The 14,844-nt window shown below is 60.0% G+C and carries 15 protein-coding genes; 13 read left to right on the top strand and 2 right to left on the bottom strand.

The window, feature by feature from the left end:
* The first annotated feature begins 15 nt into the window (after positions 1 to 15).
* Positions 16 to 807: an aspartate dehydrogenase gene (locus tag ACXYMP_RS15535; RefSeq protein WP_458907461.1), complete on the top strand. Its 792-nt coding sequence runs from the start codon at positions 16 to 18 to the stop codon at positions 805 to 807.
* A gap of 97 nt (positions 808 to 904) precedes the next feature.
* Here ACXYMP_RS15535 and ACXYMP_RS15530 read toward each other — a convergent pair whose 3' ends face one another.
* On the bottom strand, positions 905 to 1,609 hold the full coding sequence (locus ACXYMP_RS15530; protein WP_458907459.1) for an FkbM family methyltransferase: 705 nt from the start codon (positions 1,607 to 1,609) through the stop codon (positions 905 to 907).
* Positions 1,609 to 3,516 carry a glycosyltransferase family 2 protein gene (locus ACXYMP_RS15525; protein ID WP_458907457.1) on the bottom strand — a complete coding sequence of 636 codons (1,908 nt, stop codon included), beginning with the start codon at positions 3,514 to 3,516 and terminating at the stop codon, positions 1,609 to 1,611. The genes ACXYMP_RS15530 and ACXYMP_RS15525 overlap by 1 nt, the downstream gene beginning before the upstream one ends.
* A 224-nt stretch (positions 3,517 to 3,740) precedes the next feature.
* Between ACXYMP_RS15525 and ACXYMP_RS15520 the strand changes: the two genes are divergently transcribed.
* The 12 genes from ACXYMP_RS15520 to hemA all read left to right on the top strand — a co-directional run bounded on the left by ACXYMP_RS15520 (position 3,741) and on the right by hemA (position 14,761).
* Positions 3,741 to 4,550 (top strand): hypothetical protein, encoded by an 810-nt coding sequence (locus tag ACXYMP_RS15520; protein ID WP_298571554.1) that lies wholly within the window; start codon positions 3,741 to 3,743, stop codon positions 4,548 to 4,550.
* A gap of 19 nt (positions 4,551 to 4,569) precedes the next feature.
* Positions 4,570 to 5,442 (top strand): hypothetical protein, encoded by an 873-nt coding sequence (locus ACXYMP_RS15515; protein ID WP_298571556.1) that lies wholly within the window; start codon positions 4,570 to 4,572, stop codon positions 5,440 to 5,442.
* A 353-nt stretch (positions 5,443 to 5,795) separates the two neighbouring features.
* Positions 5,796 to 6,248: a c-type cytochrome gene (locus ACXYMP_RS15510; RefSeq protein WP_298571559.1), complete on the top strand. Its 453-nt coding sequence runs from the start codon at positions 5,796 to 5,798 to the stop codon at positions 6,246 to 6,248.
* Between the two features lie 22 nt (positions 6,249 to 6,270).
* Positions 6,271 to 7,644: a cbb3-type cytochrome c oxidase subunit I gene (locus tag ACXYMP_RS15505; protein ID WP_458907453.1), complete on the top strand. Its 1,374-nt coding sequence runs from the start codon at positions 6,271 to 6,273 to the stop codon at positions 7,642 to 7,644.
* A gap of 1 nt (position 7,645) precedes the next feature.
* A complete protein-coding gene (locus tag ACXYMP_RS15500; protein ID WP_298571563.1) occupies positions 7,646 to 8,452 on the top strand; it encodes a CbbQ/NirQ/NorQ/GpvN family protein in 807 nt (268 codons plus the stop codon).
* Positions 8,453 to 8,532: 80 nt separating this feature from the next.
* A complete protein-coding gene (locus ACXYMP_RS15495) occupies positions 8,533 to 10,479 on the top strand; it encodes a nitric oxide reductase activation protein NorD (protein ID WP_458907451.1) in 1,947 nt (648 codons plus the stop codon).
* Entirely contained in the window at positions 10,476 to 11,024 is a 549-nt protein-coding gene (locus ACXYMP_RS15490) for a cytochrome c oxidase subunit 3 (RefSeq protein ID WP_458907449.1), read from the top strand. Before ACXYMP_RS15495 ends, ACXYMP_RS15490 begins: the two co-directional genes overlap by 4 nt.
* Complete coding sequence (locus tag ACXYMP_RS15485) at positions 11,024 to 11,287, top strand: hypothetical protein (RefSeq protein WP_298571570.1); 264 nt, start codon at positions 11,024 to 11,026, stop codon at positions 11,285 to 11,287. The genes ACXYMP_RS15490 and ACXYMP_RS15485 overlap by 1 nt, the downstream gene beginning before the upstream one ends.
* Positions 11,288 to 11,363: 76 nt before the next feature.
* Positions 11,364 to 11,567 (top strand): hypothetical protein, encoded by a 204-nt coding sequence (locus tag ACXYMP_RS15480; protein ID WP_298571572.1) that lies wholly within the window; start codon positions 11,364 to 11,366, stop codon positions 11,565 to 11,567.
* On the top strand, positions 11,564 to 11,812 hold the full coding sequence (locus ACXYMP_RS15475; protein WP_458907446.1) for a hypothetical protein: 249 nt from the start codon (positions 11,564 to 11,566) through the stop codon (positions 11,810 to 11,812). The genes ACXYMP_RS15480 and ACXYMP_RS15475 overlap by 4 nt, the downstream gene beginning before the upstream one ends.
* 116 nt (positions 11,813 to 11,928) lie before the next feature.
* On the top strand, positions 11,929 to 13,149 hold the full coding sequence (locus ACXYMP_RS15470) for an NnrS family protein (protein WP_458907444.1): 1,221 nt from the start codon (positions 11,929 to 11,931) through the stop codon (positions 13,147 to 13,149).
* Between the two features lie 388 nt (positions 13,150 to 13,537).
* Complete coding sequence (gene hemA / locus ACXYMP_RS15465) at positions 13,538 to 14,761, top strand: 5-aminolevulinate synthase (RefSeq protein ID WP_458907442.1); 1,224 nt, start codon at positions 13,538 to 13,540, stop codon at positions 14,759 to 14,761.
* The last annotated feature ends 83 nt before the right edge of the window (positions 14,762 to 14,844 follow it).

Genomic DNA, 14,844 nt, shown 5'->3' with positions numbered 1-14,844 from the left:
AGAAAGGTTTGCAACATGATAAAAGTCGGCTTCATCGGATTTGGCGCCATCGCACAATATGTGGCACAGAAACTGCCCGAGATCGGCGGCGAAATCGCGTTCGTCATCGTGCGGGAAGGGCGGGCTTCGGCTGCGAAGGATGCGATGGGTGCGGATGTGCATGCCTTGACCTCGATCGGGGATGCGTGCGCGGATGTGGTGGTGGACTGCGCCGGCCATGCGGGTTTGCGAGACCACGGTGCCGCGATCCTGCGGGCGGGTATGCCGCTTGTCACCGTATCAATCGGTGCCCTTGCCGATGATGCGTTTCGCGAGGCGCTGACCGAGGCCGCGCGGGCCGGGGGCACACAACTGCACCTGTCTACAGGTGCCATCGGCGCGCTGGATGCCATCGCATCGGCGCAGGTTGGCACACTAGAAGCGGTCACCTACTCAGGTCGCAAACCGCCCAAAGGGTGGAAGGGATCGCCCGCAGAAGATGTGATGGATCTGGACAATCCGGGCAGCGACGCAACGGTGCATTTCGAAGGCTCAGCCCGAGAGGCGGCGTTGAAATATCCGAAAAACGCCAATGTGGCGGCGGCTGTCGCGCTGGCAGGGCTGGGGTTTGACAAAACACAAGTCCAGTTGATCGCCGACCCGAACGTGGACGCAAATATCCACGAGATCACCGCGCGCGGCGATTTTGGAGAGCTGTCCTTTACCATCCTTGGCAAGACGTTGCCTGACAACACCCGCACCTCGGCACTTGCCGCGATGAGCGTGGTCAAAATGATCGCCGCGCGCATGAAGGCGATCACGTTCTAGGGGTGCGGCACATTGATTGCGCCGACCTGCTTGACGTCTTGAGTTCAAACGACGATTTGGACTGCGGTGATGATAGGCGCCGCGTGCCGCTGGCGCGCTAGATCCAGTCAAGATTGACCCGGGTTGGCGGGTGAGCCTTCGCGACGGCGACACGCAAGGCCTTGAAACGGTCGCGCAGGGCCTTGAACTTGTTTTCATGGGTTTCTGCGACGGTCAGCGTAATTTTGTCGAACAACCCTTCAGCCTGCATCACCTCTAGAATATCAAGCTCGGCCCCTTCGATATCCATTTTTACAAATGCGATTTGGCCATGTTGGGTGTGCAGGTCGGAAAGGAAATCAGGCAGCGAGATCAACGGCACCTCGATGCTGTTGCCGTTGGTTTCGTCGATCTTGCGCCCGCCACTGATCACTGTGCTTTTGACCGACGCCCCGCTTGGATTTTCATCGAAATTTTCAGCCCGCATCAGGTTGATCATGCCAGCTTTCGTGCCAACGGCGGCGTTGTGAAGGGTGACGTTCTTAAAGTCGCGGGTCGCATCTGACAGCTTGCCGAACGCATAGGGGTCAGGTTCGAACGCGTGGATATGGGCGCCGGTTTTTGCCAGCGGAACGGTGACCTCGCCGACATTCGCGCCGCAGTCCAGAACGACATCACCGGGTTTCAGCATCGAACAGATGCCTTGCAAAAGCCCCTTGGCATGGGCTGCCCGTTGGTTTCTGGCTTGCCGCCGTTCAAGCTTTTCCAGCCTTTGGGTCAGCTTGGCGACGTCCAAATCCTGTGTGTCATCAGTGTCTTGCATTACCCTGTCCTGTCTTGTTCGGGCACCGCCGAGCGATGCAAAAACAGCAGCGCGGCGGCGAGTGGGTTGTCTTTCAGCATTCCATAGCCGGCTTTGGTCAGCATTTTGGCGGCGGTTTCGGCGTCCATCTGGTCGCCCAGTGCGCGGGCGCCAAGGATGATGGCTTTGGGTGGCATTTCAGGCACCGCGTTCAGGGAAGTCTCCAGCATAGCAGGGGTTATGCGTGGGTCGTTCACGACAAGCACGCTGCATTTGCTGTCCTTGATCAGTGTTTTAAGCCCTGACGCAGTGTCTTGGGCATCACCGGGTTGGATCAGTGGTGCGGTGGTCAGCGTCAGCGCTGGCCCTTGCGAAAGCCCGTTCATTTCCAAGATGCGCGCGGCGGTCTGGGCAAGGGCAGGGGCCTCTTCCTGTGCGATCACGGTGACGCCGGGTTGTTCGTGGGCGATCACGGCGGGCAAGAAGCCGACGCCTGCGCCGACCTCAAGATAGGTGGCGCCGGGGTTCAGCAGTTTCGGGATGCGTCGGGCGGCGTTGCGTTCAAATTTGCCGTCCATGATCAGCTGAAGCGAGGCGGGGGTGAACACGCGCGGGTCGGCGGGGATCTTCAGCTTGCGGTTCTCGAAGACCTCGACCGGGGTGTCGGTGGCCAGATCAATCGGCCCGCGCACGTAAAGATCGCTGGCTTTGCCCCAATCGAGGTGCGCGCTGTGGCGGCGTTCGGCCTTGGGCTTGGTGTTGCGCTGCTTTTCGACCTCGGACATCAGGGCGGCGATGCGGGCGGGGTCGCGAGGTTTGGGGGGTTTGGCGTCGATCTTGGTGATCGGGACTTTTGACGCCTCTTTCAACCCGGCGACCAGATCGGCATAGGCGTCGGTGCCTTTGAACTCCGCCAGACGCGCTTCGGCCCGGTCGAGTGCTGCGAAATGCAGTTTGTGAAGCACCGGGTCGGTGAGCAGCGTGTCAAAGATCTCGCGCCGCCGGTCGGCGTGGCGCAGGGCGCTGTCGTCCGCCACTTCGTTGCGGTCCTGAAGCGCCCAGTAGTCTGCGTTATACTTGTCCTTCTTCAGGTTCACGTTGCCGCGAAACTTGCGGATCGCATAGCTGTCGATGGATTTGACCGCATAATGGTTCATCTGCGCCCAGTCATAGCCAACCGTGCGAACGATCGAGCGCCAGCCGCGGAACTTGAAATAGTCCTCCATCGGCAGGCCAGAGCCGTTCAGCCAAACCACGCTGTCAGGAAAGTCGGTCTTGAGGTGCTTGTTCTTGATCTTGGGACGGTGGATGCCAAGCTTCCAGTAATCGGGGTCGAATTTGAACAGCGTCTTGACGCCCCAACCCTTGTTCCACATCGGCGGGGCGGCGTGCAGATACTGTTCGGTGACAGGCGCGCGTGACCAGTCGTGAACACCGCCGGAGCCATAAATGCGCCAGGTGATGACGATGCCGTTCGCGCCTTTGTCCTGTGCGGCTGAAATCATCCCGTCCAGCGACCCGTCGCCATGGCGGATGCACAAAAACTCGTCCGCATCGAACACCAACAACCAATCGCTTGCGCCGACCAGCGGATCCACTTGCGCATGTTTCAACGCCGAGGGCTGGGGCCGGATGCCGTCCGCGATCACGTTGCGGCGGTGGTGGGCCAAGCCCAGCTCCTCGAGCCGGATCAGGATATCGTCGGTGCCGTCAGAACAATCATTGGTAAAGACCACCAGGTCGGTGAAGCCGACGGCCAGATGGTGGGCGATCCATTCCAGCACGAACGGCCCTTCGTCCTTCATCATCGACACGGCCGTGACGCGCCCATGCGGGCTTTTGTTCGGCTTCAATGCGAAGTCCACAGTGCCGTAAATATCCGACACCACTGACCCTGCGTTTGAATTGCCGTGTTCTGCCTTGGTCATAGTGTTTGTGTTCTGCCCGGCGCTTTCATGTGGTGTCGGCGTTTTCGCCTGCCGCAACCTGCCACGGACAGACCACGGATGGTAGAGAAAACAAGGTTGTCGCCTGCAATCTGACCATAAAACTGGCACGAAGGCACTGGACAGTTCAGGGGAAAATGTCCATTCCTAACCCCTAACAGGATCAGGCCTGCGCATGGGTGCGGCCAATCAAAGCGGAGAATTTCATGGCTGAACTGAACCGACGCCCCGTCGCATCGCTTTGGATCGGGGACAAGTTGCATTACCTCAATCAGCTGTGTCTGAAATCGCATATTCAAGCGGGGCATCCGACGACGCTCTATTGCACCGATGATGTGCAGAACGCGCCCGAAGGGGTCGAGATCCGCCCCGCGTCCGAGATTATGGACATCGACATGTCAGTGGTCGAACAGACCAGCGCATCGTTCCTGTCCAACGTGTTTCGCTATAAGATGATCAAGAAGACAGAAGCGGTCTGGATTGATTGCGACGCCTTCTGCCACAAGCCGTTTCCCGATGACATGCAGCATATCTATGCCGGCCATGGCTTTCGCGGCGCACTGAATTGCGGCGTCGTTTCTATCCCCGCGCAGGGCGATCTGATCGACATGCTGCTGGATTACTACGAAAACCTGCCCGAGGCCCCGCCGTGGTTCAACAAGAACCAAAAGCGCAAACTGGAACGGTTCGCGTCCGACCCGCTTCCGGTGCGGATTTACAAAGCCGAGCGCACAGCCTTTGGCCCGCAAGCCTTCACCTATTTTGCCCAGCAGACCGGCGATTATGACAGGGCGCTCAGCCCGGATTACCTGTATCCGGTGCCGTTCCAGTTGAACGACATTTTCTATGACCCCTATGGCCGGGTCGAAGGGCATTTCACCGACAACACCCTGTCGGTCCACCTGTATACCAACGGCACAAAGCCATGGTGGCGCAAGAACGCACCGCTGGAAGGGTCTTATGCGGACCGGATGTGCAAGCAGGTCGGCATCGACCCCAATCAGGCGTTGAAATAGGATCGCACGGGTGGGGGATGTGCCGGACACCAGTGATCTGACGATTTTCTATATCGTCGAGCCACCGCTATACGAGATCATGGCGTGCAATCTTCTGGCCTCGATCCGCACGCATTTCCCCGACTCGGTGAAGGCGGTCGGCTATTGCCCCGAACACCGGTATCACGAAATTCACCCCGCGGTGCACCGTGCGCATGAGCTGATGGGGGCCGAAGTGCGGCCGTTCACAACCAAAGACCGCTTCGACCCCGCCTATCCGCATGGCAACAAGATCCTTGCGGCGCTGGAAAAGCGCGACAGTGCCTATTCGATGTTTGTGGATTCGGATGTGTTGTTCATCCGCGACAACACGCCGGACAACATCATCCAGCCGGGGCACGTGTCGTGTTCCATGGCGGCCTCGATGCTGTGGGCCGAGCAGTCGGTCTGGGATGACATCTACGGCGCGCTTGATATGCCAATCCCGCCAGAGCGCTATGAGCTGATGCGCCGCAGCAAGGGTGCGGTCGTGCCGTATTTCAGCTCGGGCCTGGTGGCGTTTCCCGAACATGACATGGGGCAAGGGCGGTTCCCCGATGTCTGGTATGACACCGCTCAGATCGTTGATCGTGTCGAAACGCTGGAACGCCGTCGCCCTTATCTGGATCAGATGACGCTGCCAGCCGCGATTCGCAGGGCGGGGTTGGATTGGAACATCCTGCCGGAAGAACAGCATTACATCTTGGGTGGTAAGCTTCGCGGCAAGCCTTTGCCTGAAGATCGCGACATCTACACGATTCACTATCGCAACTCGAAAAACCTCAAGGAATGCGGGAAGTTGCCAACCGCGCGGGCGTATCTGAAAGAACAGACCGGCGAGAAATACGTGCGTCGCTTGGTGCCGGAAAGCTAAGCCAAAAGGCTGTCCGACTGAACGGTGCAGATGCGGAAACCGACACCAATATACGCTGCTGATTCGCAAGCGACGGTGGGTCGATTCGCCGCGCTGCCGCATCGCTGGGTCTTTCTGGCAACGGCTGTGCCGCGGGCCGGACGACCTGTGGGTTTGTCTGGGGCGAATTTCGGGCAAATGTGGCTCAGACAGGCCGCAAAACATCACTAAAAACAAAGAGATAGCAATAAACGCCCGTCGCGCGAAATGACTTAGAAATTATGTCGGAATGCGGTTGTTGCTTAACAATTGTCAAGCTACGAGTCAGATAGCTACCTTATCACCGAAACTGGATAACTGAACTGGAGGCCAATATGCGAGAAGTCATGACTAAGACCATGGCGCGTAACGTGTTCTATGGCGGCTCGTTGTTTTTCATCGTGGTCTTTTTGATCCTGTCGGCGCACTCGGTGCGATACGTGGTGACCAAATCGACTGCAAATGCAGAACTGACGGAAAGCGTAGTGCGCGGCAAACATGTGTGGGAAAAGAACGCCTGCATCAACTGCCATACTTTGATGGGCGAGGGCGCATACTTTGCACCCGAGCTGCAAAACGTGATGACCCGGTGGGGTGTCGACGATGACCCGGAAGGCGCGTTCGACGTGCTGAAAGGTTGGATGGAAGCACAACCCAGCGGCATCGAGGGGCGGCGCCAAATGCCGCAATTCAACCTGAGCGACGAACAGATTCGTGACCTCGCAGACTTCTTCCTGTGGGTGAACACCATCGACGCACAGGGCTGGCCGCCCAACGAGGCAGGCTAAGGCCGGGAAGAGGAGACGTGAAATGAAATATCAAACACAACGAATTGCCTACTGGTACTTCCTGGCAGCCATGGCGGTCTTTGCCGTTCAGGTGCTTGGTGGTCTGTGGGCCGGCTGGATTTATATCAGCCCGAACTTCCTGTCCGAGCTGATGCCGTTCAACATCGTGCGCATGTTGCACACGAACGCGTTGGTCGTCTGGCTTTTGCTGGGCTTCTTTGGCGCGGCCTACTTCCTTATCCCGGAAGAAGCCGAGCGTGAGATGTATTCCGCCAAGCTGGCCTATATCCAGCTGATCCTGCTTCTGGTGGGCACGGCGGGTGCGGTTGTGACCTATACGTTCGACCTGTTCCACGGCCACTGGCTGTTGGGCATGGAAGGGCGCGAGTTCATCGAACAACCTGTCTGGGTCAAGCTGGGCATTCTGGTCGCGGCACTGATCTTCCTGTTCAACATCTCGATGACGGTGTTGAAGGGGCGTAAGACTGCGATCACCAACGTTCTGCTGATCGGCCTGTGGGCGCTGTCACTGCTGTGGCTGTTTTCCTTCTATAACCCGGGCAACCTGTCGCTGGACAAAATGTTCTGGTGGTACATCGTTCACCTGTGGGTGGAAGGGACCTGGGAACTGGTCATGGCTTCGATCCTTGCCTTCTTGCTTCTGAAGCTGACTGGTGTTGACCGTGAGATCATTGAAAAATGGCTCTATATCATCGTCGCCACCGCGCTGTTCTCGGGCATTCTGGGGACGGGCCACCACTACTACTGGATTGGTCTGCCGGGCTATTGGCAGTGGATCGGGTCGATCTTCTCGACGCTTGAAGTGGTTCCCTTCTTCGCAATGATGAGCTTCAGCTTCGTCATGGTGTGGAAAGGCAAACGCGACCACCCGAACAAAGCTGCCCTTCTGTGGGCGCTGGGTGCCGCAACTGTCGCCTTCTTCGGCGCAGGTGTCTGGGGCTTCCTGCACACGCTGCACGGTGTGAACTATTACACCCACGGCACGCAGATCACCGCGGCCCACGGCCACTTGGCCTTCTATGGTGCCTATGTGTCGGTGAACCTTGCGATCATCACCTATGCCATGCCGATCCTGCGCGGACGTGATCCGTATAACCAGGTTCTGAACATGGTGAGCTTCTGGCTGATGACCGCTGGTATGTCCTTCATGACCTTCACGCTGACCTTTGCGGGCACGGTTCAAACCCACATGCAACGTGTGCTGGGCGAGAACTTCATGGAGATCCAGGAAGGCGTGCATCTGTTCTTCGTCATGCGCTGGCTTTCGGGTCTTGCGGTGGTGATCGGTGCGCTTCTGTTCATCTACTCGATCCTTGTCCCGCGTCGTCGCGAGATCATCGAGCCGACGGACCAGTATGAAAGCGAAGGTGCCTGAGATGGCTGCCGTTGACAAAAAAACGGAGGGGGCTTCGGCCCCCTTCTACTCACCCGTATCAGACGAATGCGATATCTTCGAAGCTGCCGAACGCCATGGGCTGCCGCTGCTTTTGAAAGGTCCGACCGGTTGCGGTAAGACCCGTTTCGTCGCCCATATGGCCGCCCGTCTGGGCCGCCCACTTTATACCGTCGCCTGCCATGACGACCTGTCCGCGTCCGACCTTGTGGGGCGTTACCTGCTGAAAGGCGGGGAAACGGTCTGGGTCGATGGCCCGCTGACCCGCGCCGTTCGTGAAGGCGCGATCTGTTACCTTGATGAGGTGGTCGAAGCACGCAAGGACGTGACCGTCGTTTTGCACCCGCTGACCGATGACCGCCGCATTCTGCCGCTGGATAAAACCGGCGAAGAAATCGAGGCTGCTCCGGGCTTCATGCTCGTGGCCAGTTACAATCCGGGGTATCAGAACATCCTGAAAACCCTGAAACCGTCCACCCGCCAGCGTTTCCTTTCCATCGACTTCGATTTCCCTTCCCACGACCGCGAAATCGATATTGTGACACGTGAAAGCGGACTGGATGTCAGCCGGGCAACGTCCCTTGTCCGGCTGGCGCACAAATTGCGCGGCCTGAAAGGTCAGGATCTGGAAGAGGGTGTTTCGACCCGTCTGGTGATCTATTGCGCCACGCTGATCGAAGACGGCATGTCCGTCGAACGCGCGATCCGCGCGGCGATGATCGAACCTCTGTCCGATGACGAAGACGTCAAGCAAGGGCTGATGGATCTGGTCACCGCGATCTATGGCTAGTGCCACATCCGCGACCGGCCATGGTGCCGGTCGCGGGTCTTTCTACACTGGACGGTCCGCCTAATCACCCGAGGTTCCCCATGTCCGAACGCATCTTTGATCCCTTCGAGCCCGAAGAAACCGTTGGCAAGATCTGGCACAAATACGCCAGCCGACTGGACGCACCGGGCATTCACGATGAAAACGCCGTCAATCTGGCCGATGTCGAAGGCCGTCTGGGCGTGTTTTTCCGTGGCCTTGGCGGGTCACATTCCACCGAAATAAAACTGGCGACCGTCGCAGCCTCGCATCACCGGCTGTCGTTTCGCCGGTCGCTTGGCACGTGGCGCGAAACGCAGGCGCGCCCCAGCTTTGATGGCGAAGCGCTGCGCCTGCCGGAAACCATCGCTGAATTCCCCGCCCGCGAGGCCAACGCGGCGCTGTATTTCTGGCTTGTCGCGTCCGTCGCGCACGCGCCTGACCCGGTCGGTGACGACGACCCGTTGCGCGCCGATCTTCGCGCCCTGCAAGCGTCAATCGCGATGACGCAGGCGACGTTGCAAGATTGCCCCGGCCTGCGCGGCTTTTACGAAACGCTGGTGGGGGCGTGCCGCGCGATGCGCCCTGACGCAAAACTTCCCGGCACCGAGGCCGCGATGGAAGCAGCCATTGATCACCTGCTGGGCGGGCCAGAGCCGACGGGCAAGCTGGCGCTGGACTATGTGGCGCTGATCCGGTCGCCCGATGCTGATCTGTCTAATTTGACTGCCCCGCGTGGCTATCGCCCGTTTCGCCCGGTGCCGATGTGGCCCGACCTGCGTCCGATGGCGGCACGCGCACCGGTGGATCGGCTGGGCGAAGGCGATGAAGAGCAAGGCAGCGGGCCGGGCGAAGAAGCCGAAGGCACCAAGGCCGCACGCCGGTCTGAAAGCGATCAGGCCGAACGGCGCGACAGCCTGATCCTGCACCGGTTCGAGGCGATCTTTTCCTGGGTTGAAAGCCTGAACATGAACCGTCGCATCGAAGATGATGACGACGATAACGCACGCCGTGCGGCTGACGATCAGGACGAGCTGGCGTTGGGACAGGTGTCAAAGAAAACCGCCACGCGGCTGAAGTTTCACCTTGATCTGTCGCCTGAAGATGCCGACCGCGAACGCCTGTCCGGCAAGCACATGTATCCCGAATGGGACCACCGCACGAATAGCTATATCCCCGACCACGCGCGGGTTTTGTCCAGCGTCGCGGACGAGGAGGAGGCGATCGACCACGACCCCGCCACCAACCGCCGCATTCGCGCCGTGAAACGTCAGTTTGAGGCATTGCGCCCCAAACGCGTGATCCTGCCGCGCCAATTGGACGGTGACGAGCTGGACCTTGAAGCCGCGATTGCCGCGCAGGTCGAACTGCGCGCCACGGGCCGGTCCAGCGACCGGGTCTATCGCGCGGCGCGGGTGATGGAACGTGATCTGGCGATCTCGGTCCTGATGGATGTATCACGCTCAACCGAAAGCGCGATTGGCGACCGTCAGGTGATTGATGTCGAAAAAGAAGCGCTGACCGCGCTCGCGTGGGGGCTAGAGGCGTGCGGCGATGATTTCGCGATCAACACGTTTTCATCCCTGAAACGCGACCGCGTCTATGTGCAGGAATGCAAAGGGTTCGACGAGAAAATGGGCCCGCGGGTTGAGGCACGGATCGGCGGGCTGTCCCCCGCGTTCTACACACGTCTTGGCGCGGCGATCCGCCATACCACCGCCGGGCTGGACGACCGACCCAACACCCGCCGCCTGATGCTGGTCATCACCGATGGCAAACCCAACGATCTGGACCATTACGAAGGTCGCCACGGGATCGAAGATAGCCGCATGGCTGTGCGCGAAGCCCGCATGAAGGGTCACGCGGTGCACGGCGTCGTCGTTGATCACAAAGGGCAGGGCTGGGTGCATCGCATCTTTGGCGCAGGCGGATTTTCGATTGTGCCGGACCCCACGCGGCTGACTGCCGCATTGCCTGAAATCTACCGCCAGATTACCGGTGGGGCATGACCGACCAGACATCCATCATTGATGACCTGCCCGGAGATCTGATGATCTGGGTGTTGATCGTGTCCGAACTTCTGGTGTTCGGCGCGGGGCTGCTGGCGTTTCTGGGCATGCGGGCCATGGACCCGGTGGCGTTTGCCGCCGATCAAGAGGCGCTGAACCGCGTTGCGGGCGCGGCCAACACCATCGTCCTTGTCACCAGCGGCTATTGTGCAGCGCGCGCGGTGAATGCCGCGGCCCATTCGGTGCGCAACATGCGTCTTTGGCTGGCCGCTGCGATGGCATTTGGTGTCGTGTTCCTTGTGGTCAAAGGGTTCGAATACGCCGAAAAAGCGCGCCACGGGATCGGGATCGAAACCAGCGACTTTTTCACCTTCTACTATCTGCTGACCGGGTTTCACGCGCTGCATGTTGTGGCCGGTCTGATCGTCTTCGCGCTGCTCATGCGCTGGGGCACGCCGCGCAACCTTGAGGCAGGTGCCGGGTTTTGGCACATGGTCGATCTGGTCTGGGTGCTTCTGTTTCCCATCATCTATCTGGTGCACTGATGAGCAACGCAATCCTGACCCGCGCGTTTTTCCTGCTGATTGGCCTGAGCGTCGCCACGACCTTTCTGGCGGGTGTCCTGCCCGAGGCTGGCCCGGTCTTTGTGCTGTCCGTTCTGGTCCTGTCGGGCCTGAAATCCTTTGTGATCCTGTCCGATTATCTGGGCCTGCGCGTGGCGCGCGCTGTCCGGGGCGGGTTCACCGCCTTTCTGGTCGGGTTTTTGGGGCTGGCCGCCCTTATTTATGCCATGCCGTTGGCGATGTAGTGCTGCTTGATGATGATCAAGCCTTGCGTCATGCCGTTACAATATGATGAACAAAGAACATGACAGGAGCCCTGCTATGAAAACTCTTCCACTGGCCATATTGGCTGGCATCGTGGCCTCACCCGCTTTTGCCCACCACGACCAGACCCCACTGCGTGAAGCGGTGATCGACGGACATTCGCACGCTGTTGGCGGCGCGACTCTGTGGCTGTTGGGGGCTGCGATTGCGCTGATCCTTGCGCTGGTTGCCGTGCAGAAATCCGTGTTTCGCAAGAAATGACCGATCACGGAGACAGGTCAGGCCGCTGGCCCGTCTGGGCGGTGGCGCTTGTGATCTATCCGTTTGCGGCGGGGGCTGCGGCGGTGAACCTGTTTTTCCTGTTCTTGATGCTGCAAGCCATCGGCCTGCGCGCGCTTACCCCGTTCGAGGCGATCGCGGGCGGCGTCATCCTTGGCGTACCGTTTGCGTGGGTATTGGGCAAATGGACCCACGGCATGATCACGCAGGCCGAAGACGACGCCTGACGCGCGCGCCGACCCGCCACCTTTTTTCGTTTCACATGCGCAGGACTTGACTTTGGTCATTGGTCGCCCGCGTCAGACCCATAGGCTGCGTGACGTCAGCCAATAGGGGGCCAGTCATGGCAAATGTGGTGAAACGCGTCCTCAGCGAAGGGTTTCGCGCCTTCTTTCTGGGCGCTGCAATCTGGGCCATTCTTTCCGGCTTGATATGGGAGGTCTGGCTGAGCGGGCAAGCCACGGGCACCGCGTCTGATCTGTCGGGCCTGTCGATGGCCCCGCACCTGTGGCACGCCCATGAAATGGTGTTTGGCTATGCGGGCGCGGCGGTTGCCGGGTTCTTTCTGACGGCTGTCGCCAGCGGGCGCGGTTTGGTCATCGGGATGCTGGCCGCCTTGTGGCTGGCGGGCCGTATTGCGCTTTGGCAATCCGCAGCGCTTCCGCCTGTGCTGGTGGCCGCAGTCGATCTGTCATTTCTGGCGGTGCTGGCGGTGCGCATCGGGGTGCAGCTCGTCAAACGCCCAAAGGCGCAACACGCGATCTTTCTGATTTTCCTTGGCACTTTGTTCGCCGCAAACCTTGCGGTGCATCTGGATTGGCTGGGCCTGTGGCCGGACGGTGCCCGCGTGGGTCTGCGCATCGGGCTTTTGGCCTTGTGCGGGTTGATCGTCGTTCTGGGCGGGCGCGTGACGCCCGGGTTTATCCGCAACGCGATGAACCGCGCGGGCCATCCGCCCGAGGCTTTGCCGCCTGTCACGCCCCGGCTGGATCGCACCGCGATCCTGACTTCCATCGCGCTTCCGTGGAGCGTGCTTTTGCCCCCATTCACCCCCATCATTGCGCTGGTTCTGGCGATTTTGCACGGGTTGCGGATCAGCCTTTGGCGCCCGCATTGGTCGTTGCGCGATCCGCTTTTGTGGTCGCTGTTTGCCGCCCAAGGGCTGTTGGTCGTCGGGCTGGCGCTGTTCGCTTTGGCTGGTTGGGGCATTGGGGACGAGGTCGGCGCGCTGCATGTTCTGGGTCTGGGCGGCGTTGGCGGCATGACTTTGGCGGTGATGAGCCGCGCCACGCTGGGCCACACGGGCCGCGCGCCGATTGTGCCGCGCCCGGTTGCGGTCGGCTATGGGCTGATGATCCTGTCGGCGCTGACCCGTTGGCTGGCCTCGGATCTGCTCTATGGCTGGTATGACGCGCTGGTGTTGATCGCCGGGGCCGCGTGGATCGGGGCGTTTGCGCTGTTCCTTGTCGGGATGATCCCCGCGCTGACCCAAGCGCGCACCGCACGCCCTGCACCGCCGCCGCCACCCCCGTTGCCGCCGCATATGAAAACCGCACCGTCTTGACGTTGGTTAAGTGCAGCCGATCCGCGATGTGCCACATTTCGCCCAAGGCCCACCCGCCGAGGTTGCGCAGGCATCCTTGTTTTGTAATTCGAATACGGCCTCTGTGATCAATGTCGCCTCTGTTCTTGGGTGAGGCCGGCGGCGAAACCGATCACGTTCGGGTTTTCGAACCCATAGGCCAACCGCCCAGACGCATTTCATGCGTTCCGAGGCCGGGTGTCCCCAATCTGGGGGCGGGCGGTTGGTCTTACTCTCCTATTTTTGGCGCGCAGTCCCTAAGGGCCGTCGTGTTGGCCCGGTTTTTCCCGTCCACTTGACAAACATCATGTCCGGCCCGCCGCCGATCCGGTTCAATACCACAACCGATAAGGCACCGGAGGGACGTCCCATGAATTATCAAGACTATTTCAAAACCCGCCTTGATGCGCTGAAGGATGACGGCAACTACCGTGTTTTTGCCGACCTGCAACGCAAACGCGGCGCGTTCCCGAAGGCCCGCCATACGGGTGCGGATGGCACGGGTGACGTGACGATCTGGTGCTCGAACGACTATCTGGGCATGGGGCAACATCCCGATGTGCTGGAAGCTATGCACCACGCGATTGACACGGTGGGCGCGGGCGCCGGCGGCACGCGCAATATCTCCGGCACCACCCATGACCATGTGTTGCTTGAGGCTGAATTGGCCGATCTGCACGATAAAGAAGGCGCGCTTTTGTTCACGTCAGGTTATGTGTCCAACTGGGCCGCGCTTGGCACGCTGGCGTCACAAATCCCCGGCTGCATTGTCTTTTCCGACGCGCTGAACCATGCCTCGATGATCGAAGGCATCCGCCATTCGAAAGCCGCGCGGGTGATCTGGAAGCACAATGATCTGGAAGATCTTGAGGCCAAATTGGCCGCCGCCGACCCCGATGCGCCGAAGCTGATCGCCTTTGAAAGCGTCTATTCAATGGATGGCGACATCGCCCCGATCAAGGAGATCTGCGACCTGGCCGACAAATACGGCGCCATGACCTATCTGGACGAGGTGCACGCGGTTGGCCTTTACGGCCCACGCGGCGCGGGCGTTGCCGAACGCGAAGGTCTGATGGATCGCCTGACGGTGATCGAAGGCACGCTGGGCAAGGCGTTTGGCGTCATGGGCGGTTACATCGCCGCCTCGGCCGAGCTGTGTGATTTCGTGCGCAGCTTTGCCAGCGGATTCATCTTTACCACCGCCTTGCCACCTGCCGTGGCCGCAGGCGCGCGTGCCTCGGTGCAGCACCTGAAACGCTCGAACGTCGAGCGGGATCGCCAGAAGGAACGCGTCGCAAAGGTGCGCGAAGGGCTGGACGCGATGGGCATTCCGCATATCGACAACCCGTCCCACATCATCCCTGTGATGGTGGGCGACCCGGTGAAGTGCAAGTTCATCTCGGACACGCTGATGCGCGACTATGGCGTCTACATCCAGCCGATCAACTATCCCACTGTGCCGAAGGGGACCGAGCGGTTGCGTATCACCCCGTCGCCAGTGCATTCGGATGCAGATATCGCGCACCTGTTGGGCGCTTTGGAACAGTTGTGGCGCCAGTGCGAAATTGCGCGGGTTCCGATGGCAGCGCAGTAAGCCAAACCCGATAAATTGACTCAGATCAAGGCTGGAGGCTTGCCCGCGCGGCATATACCTGTGTAATTCAGTCGGGAATAGCC

The sequence above is a fragment of the Aliiroseovarius sp. CAU 1755 genome, assembly GCF_054482655.1.
This window is presented reverse-complemented; position numbering and strand designations above follow the sequence as displayed.

Bases quoted from the DNA above. Each gene is read 5' to 3' on its own strand.
- ACXYMP_RS15535 (WP_458907461.1), top strand. From the start codon at position 16: ATGATAAAAGTCGGCTTCATCGGATTTGGCGCCATCGCACAATATGTG.
- ACXYMP_RS15530 (WP_458907459.1), bottom strand. From the start codon at position 1,609: ATGCAAGACACTGATGACACACAGGATTTGGACGTCGCCAAGCTGACC.
- ACXYMP_RS15525 (WP_458907457.1), bottom strand. From the start codon at position 3,516: ATGACCAAGGCAGAACACGGCAATTCAAACGCAGGGTCAGTGGTGTCG.
- ACXYMP_RS15520 (WP_298571554.1), top strand. From the start codon at position 3,741: ATGGCTGAACTGAACCGACGCCCCGTCGCATCGCTTTGGATCGGGGAC.
- ACXYMP_RS15510 (WP_298571559.1), top strand. From the start codon at position 5,796: ATGCGAGAAGTCATGACTAAGACCATGGCGCGTAACGTGTTCTATGGC.
- ACXYMP_RS15505 (WP_458907453.1), top strand. From the start codon at position 6,271: ATGAAATATCAAACACAACGAATTGCCTACTGGTACTTCCTGGCAGCC.
- ACXYMP_RS15500 (WP_298571563.1), top strand. From the start codon at position 7,646: ATGGCTGCCGTTGACAAAAAAACGGAGGGGGCTTCGGCCCCCTTCTAC.
- ACXYMP_RS15495 (WP_458907451.1), top strand. From the start codon at position 8,533: ATGTCCGAACGCATCTTTGATCCCTTCGAGCCCGAAGAAACCGTTGGC.
- ACXYMP_RS15490 (WP_458907449.1), top strand. From the start codon at position 10,476: ATGACCGACCAGACATCCATCATTGATGACCTGCCCGGAGATCTGATG.
- ACXYMP_RS15485 (WP_298571570.1), top strand. From the start codon at position 11,024: ATGAGCAACGCAATCCTGACCCGCGCGTTTTTCCTGCTGATTGGCCTG.
- ACXYMP_RS15480 (WP_298571572.1), top strand. From the start codon at position 11,364: ATGAAAACTCTTCCACTGGCCATATTGGCTGGCATCGTGGCCTCACCC.
- ACXYMP_RS15475 (WP_458907446.1), top strand. From the start codon at position 11,564: ATGACCGATCACGGAGACAGGTCAGGCCGCTGGCCCGTCTGGGCGGTG.
- ACXYMP_RS15470 (WP_458907444.1), top strand. From the start codon at position 11,929: ATGGCAAATGTGGTGAAACGCGTCCTCAGCGAAGGGTTTCGCGCCTTC.
- hemA (WP_458907442.1), top strand. From the start codon at position 13,538: ATGAATTATCAAGACTATTTCAAAACCCGCCTTGATGCGCTGAAGGAT.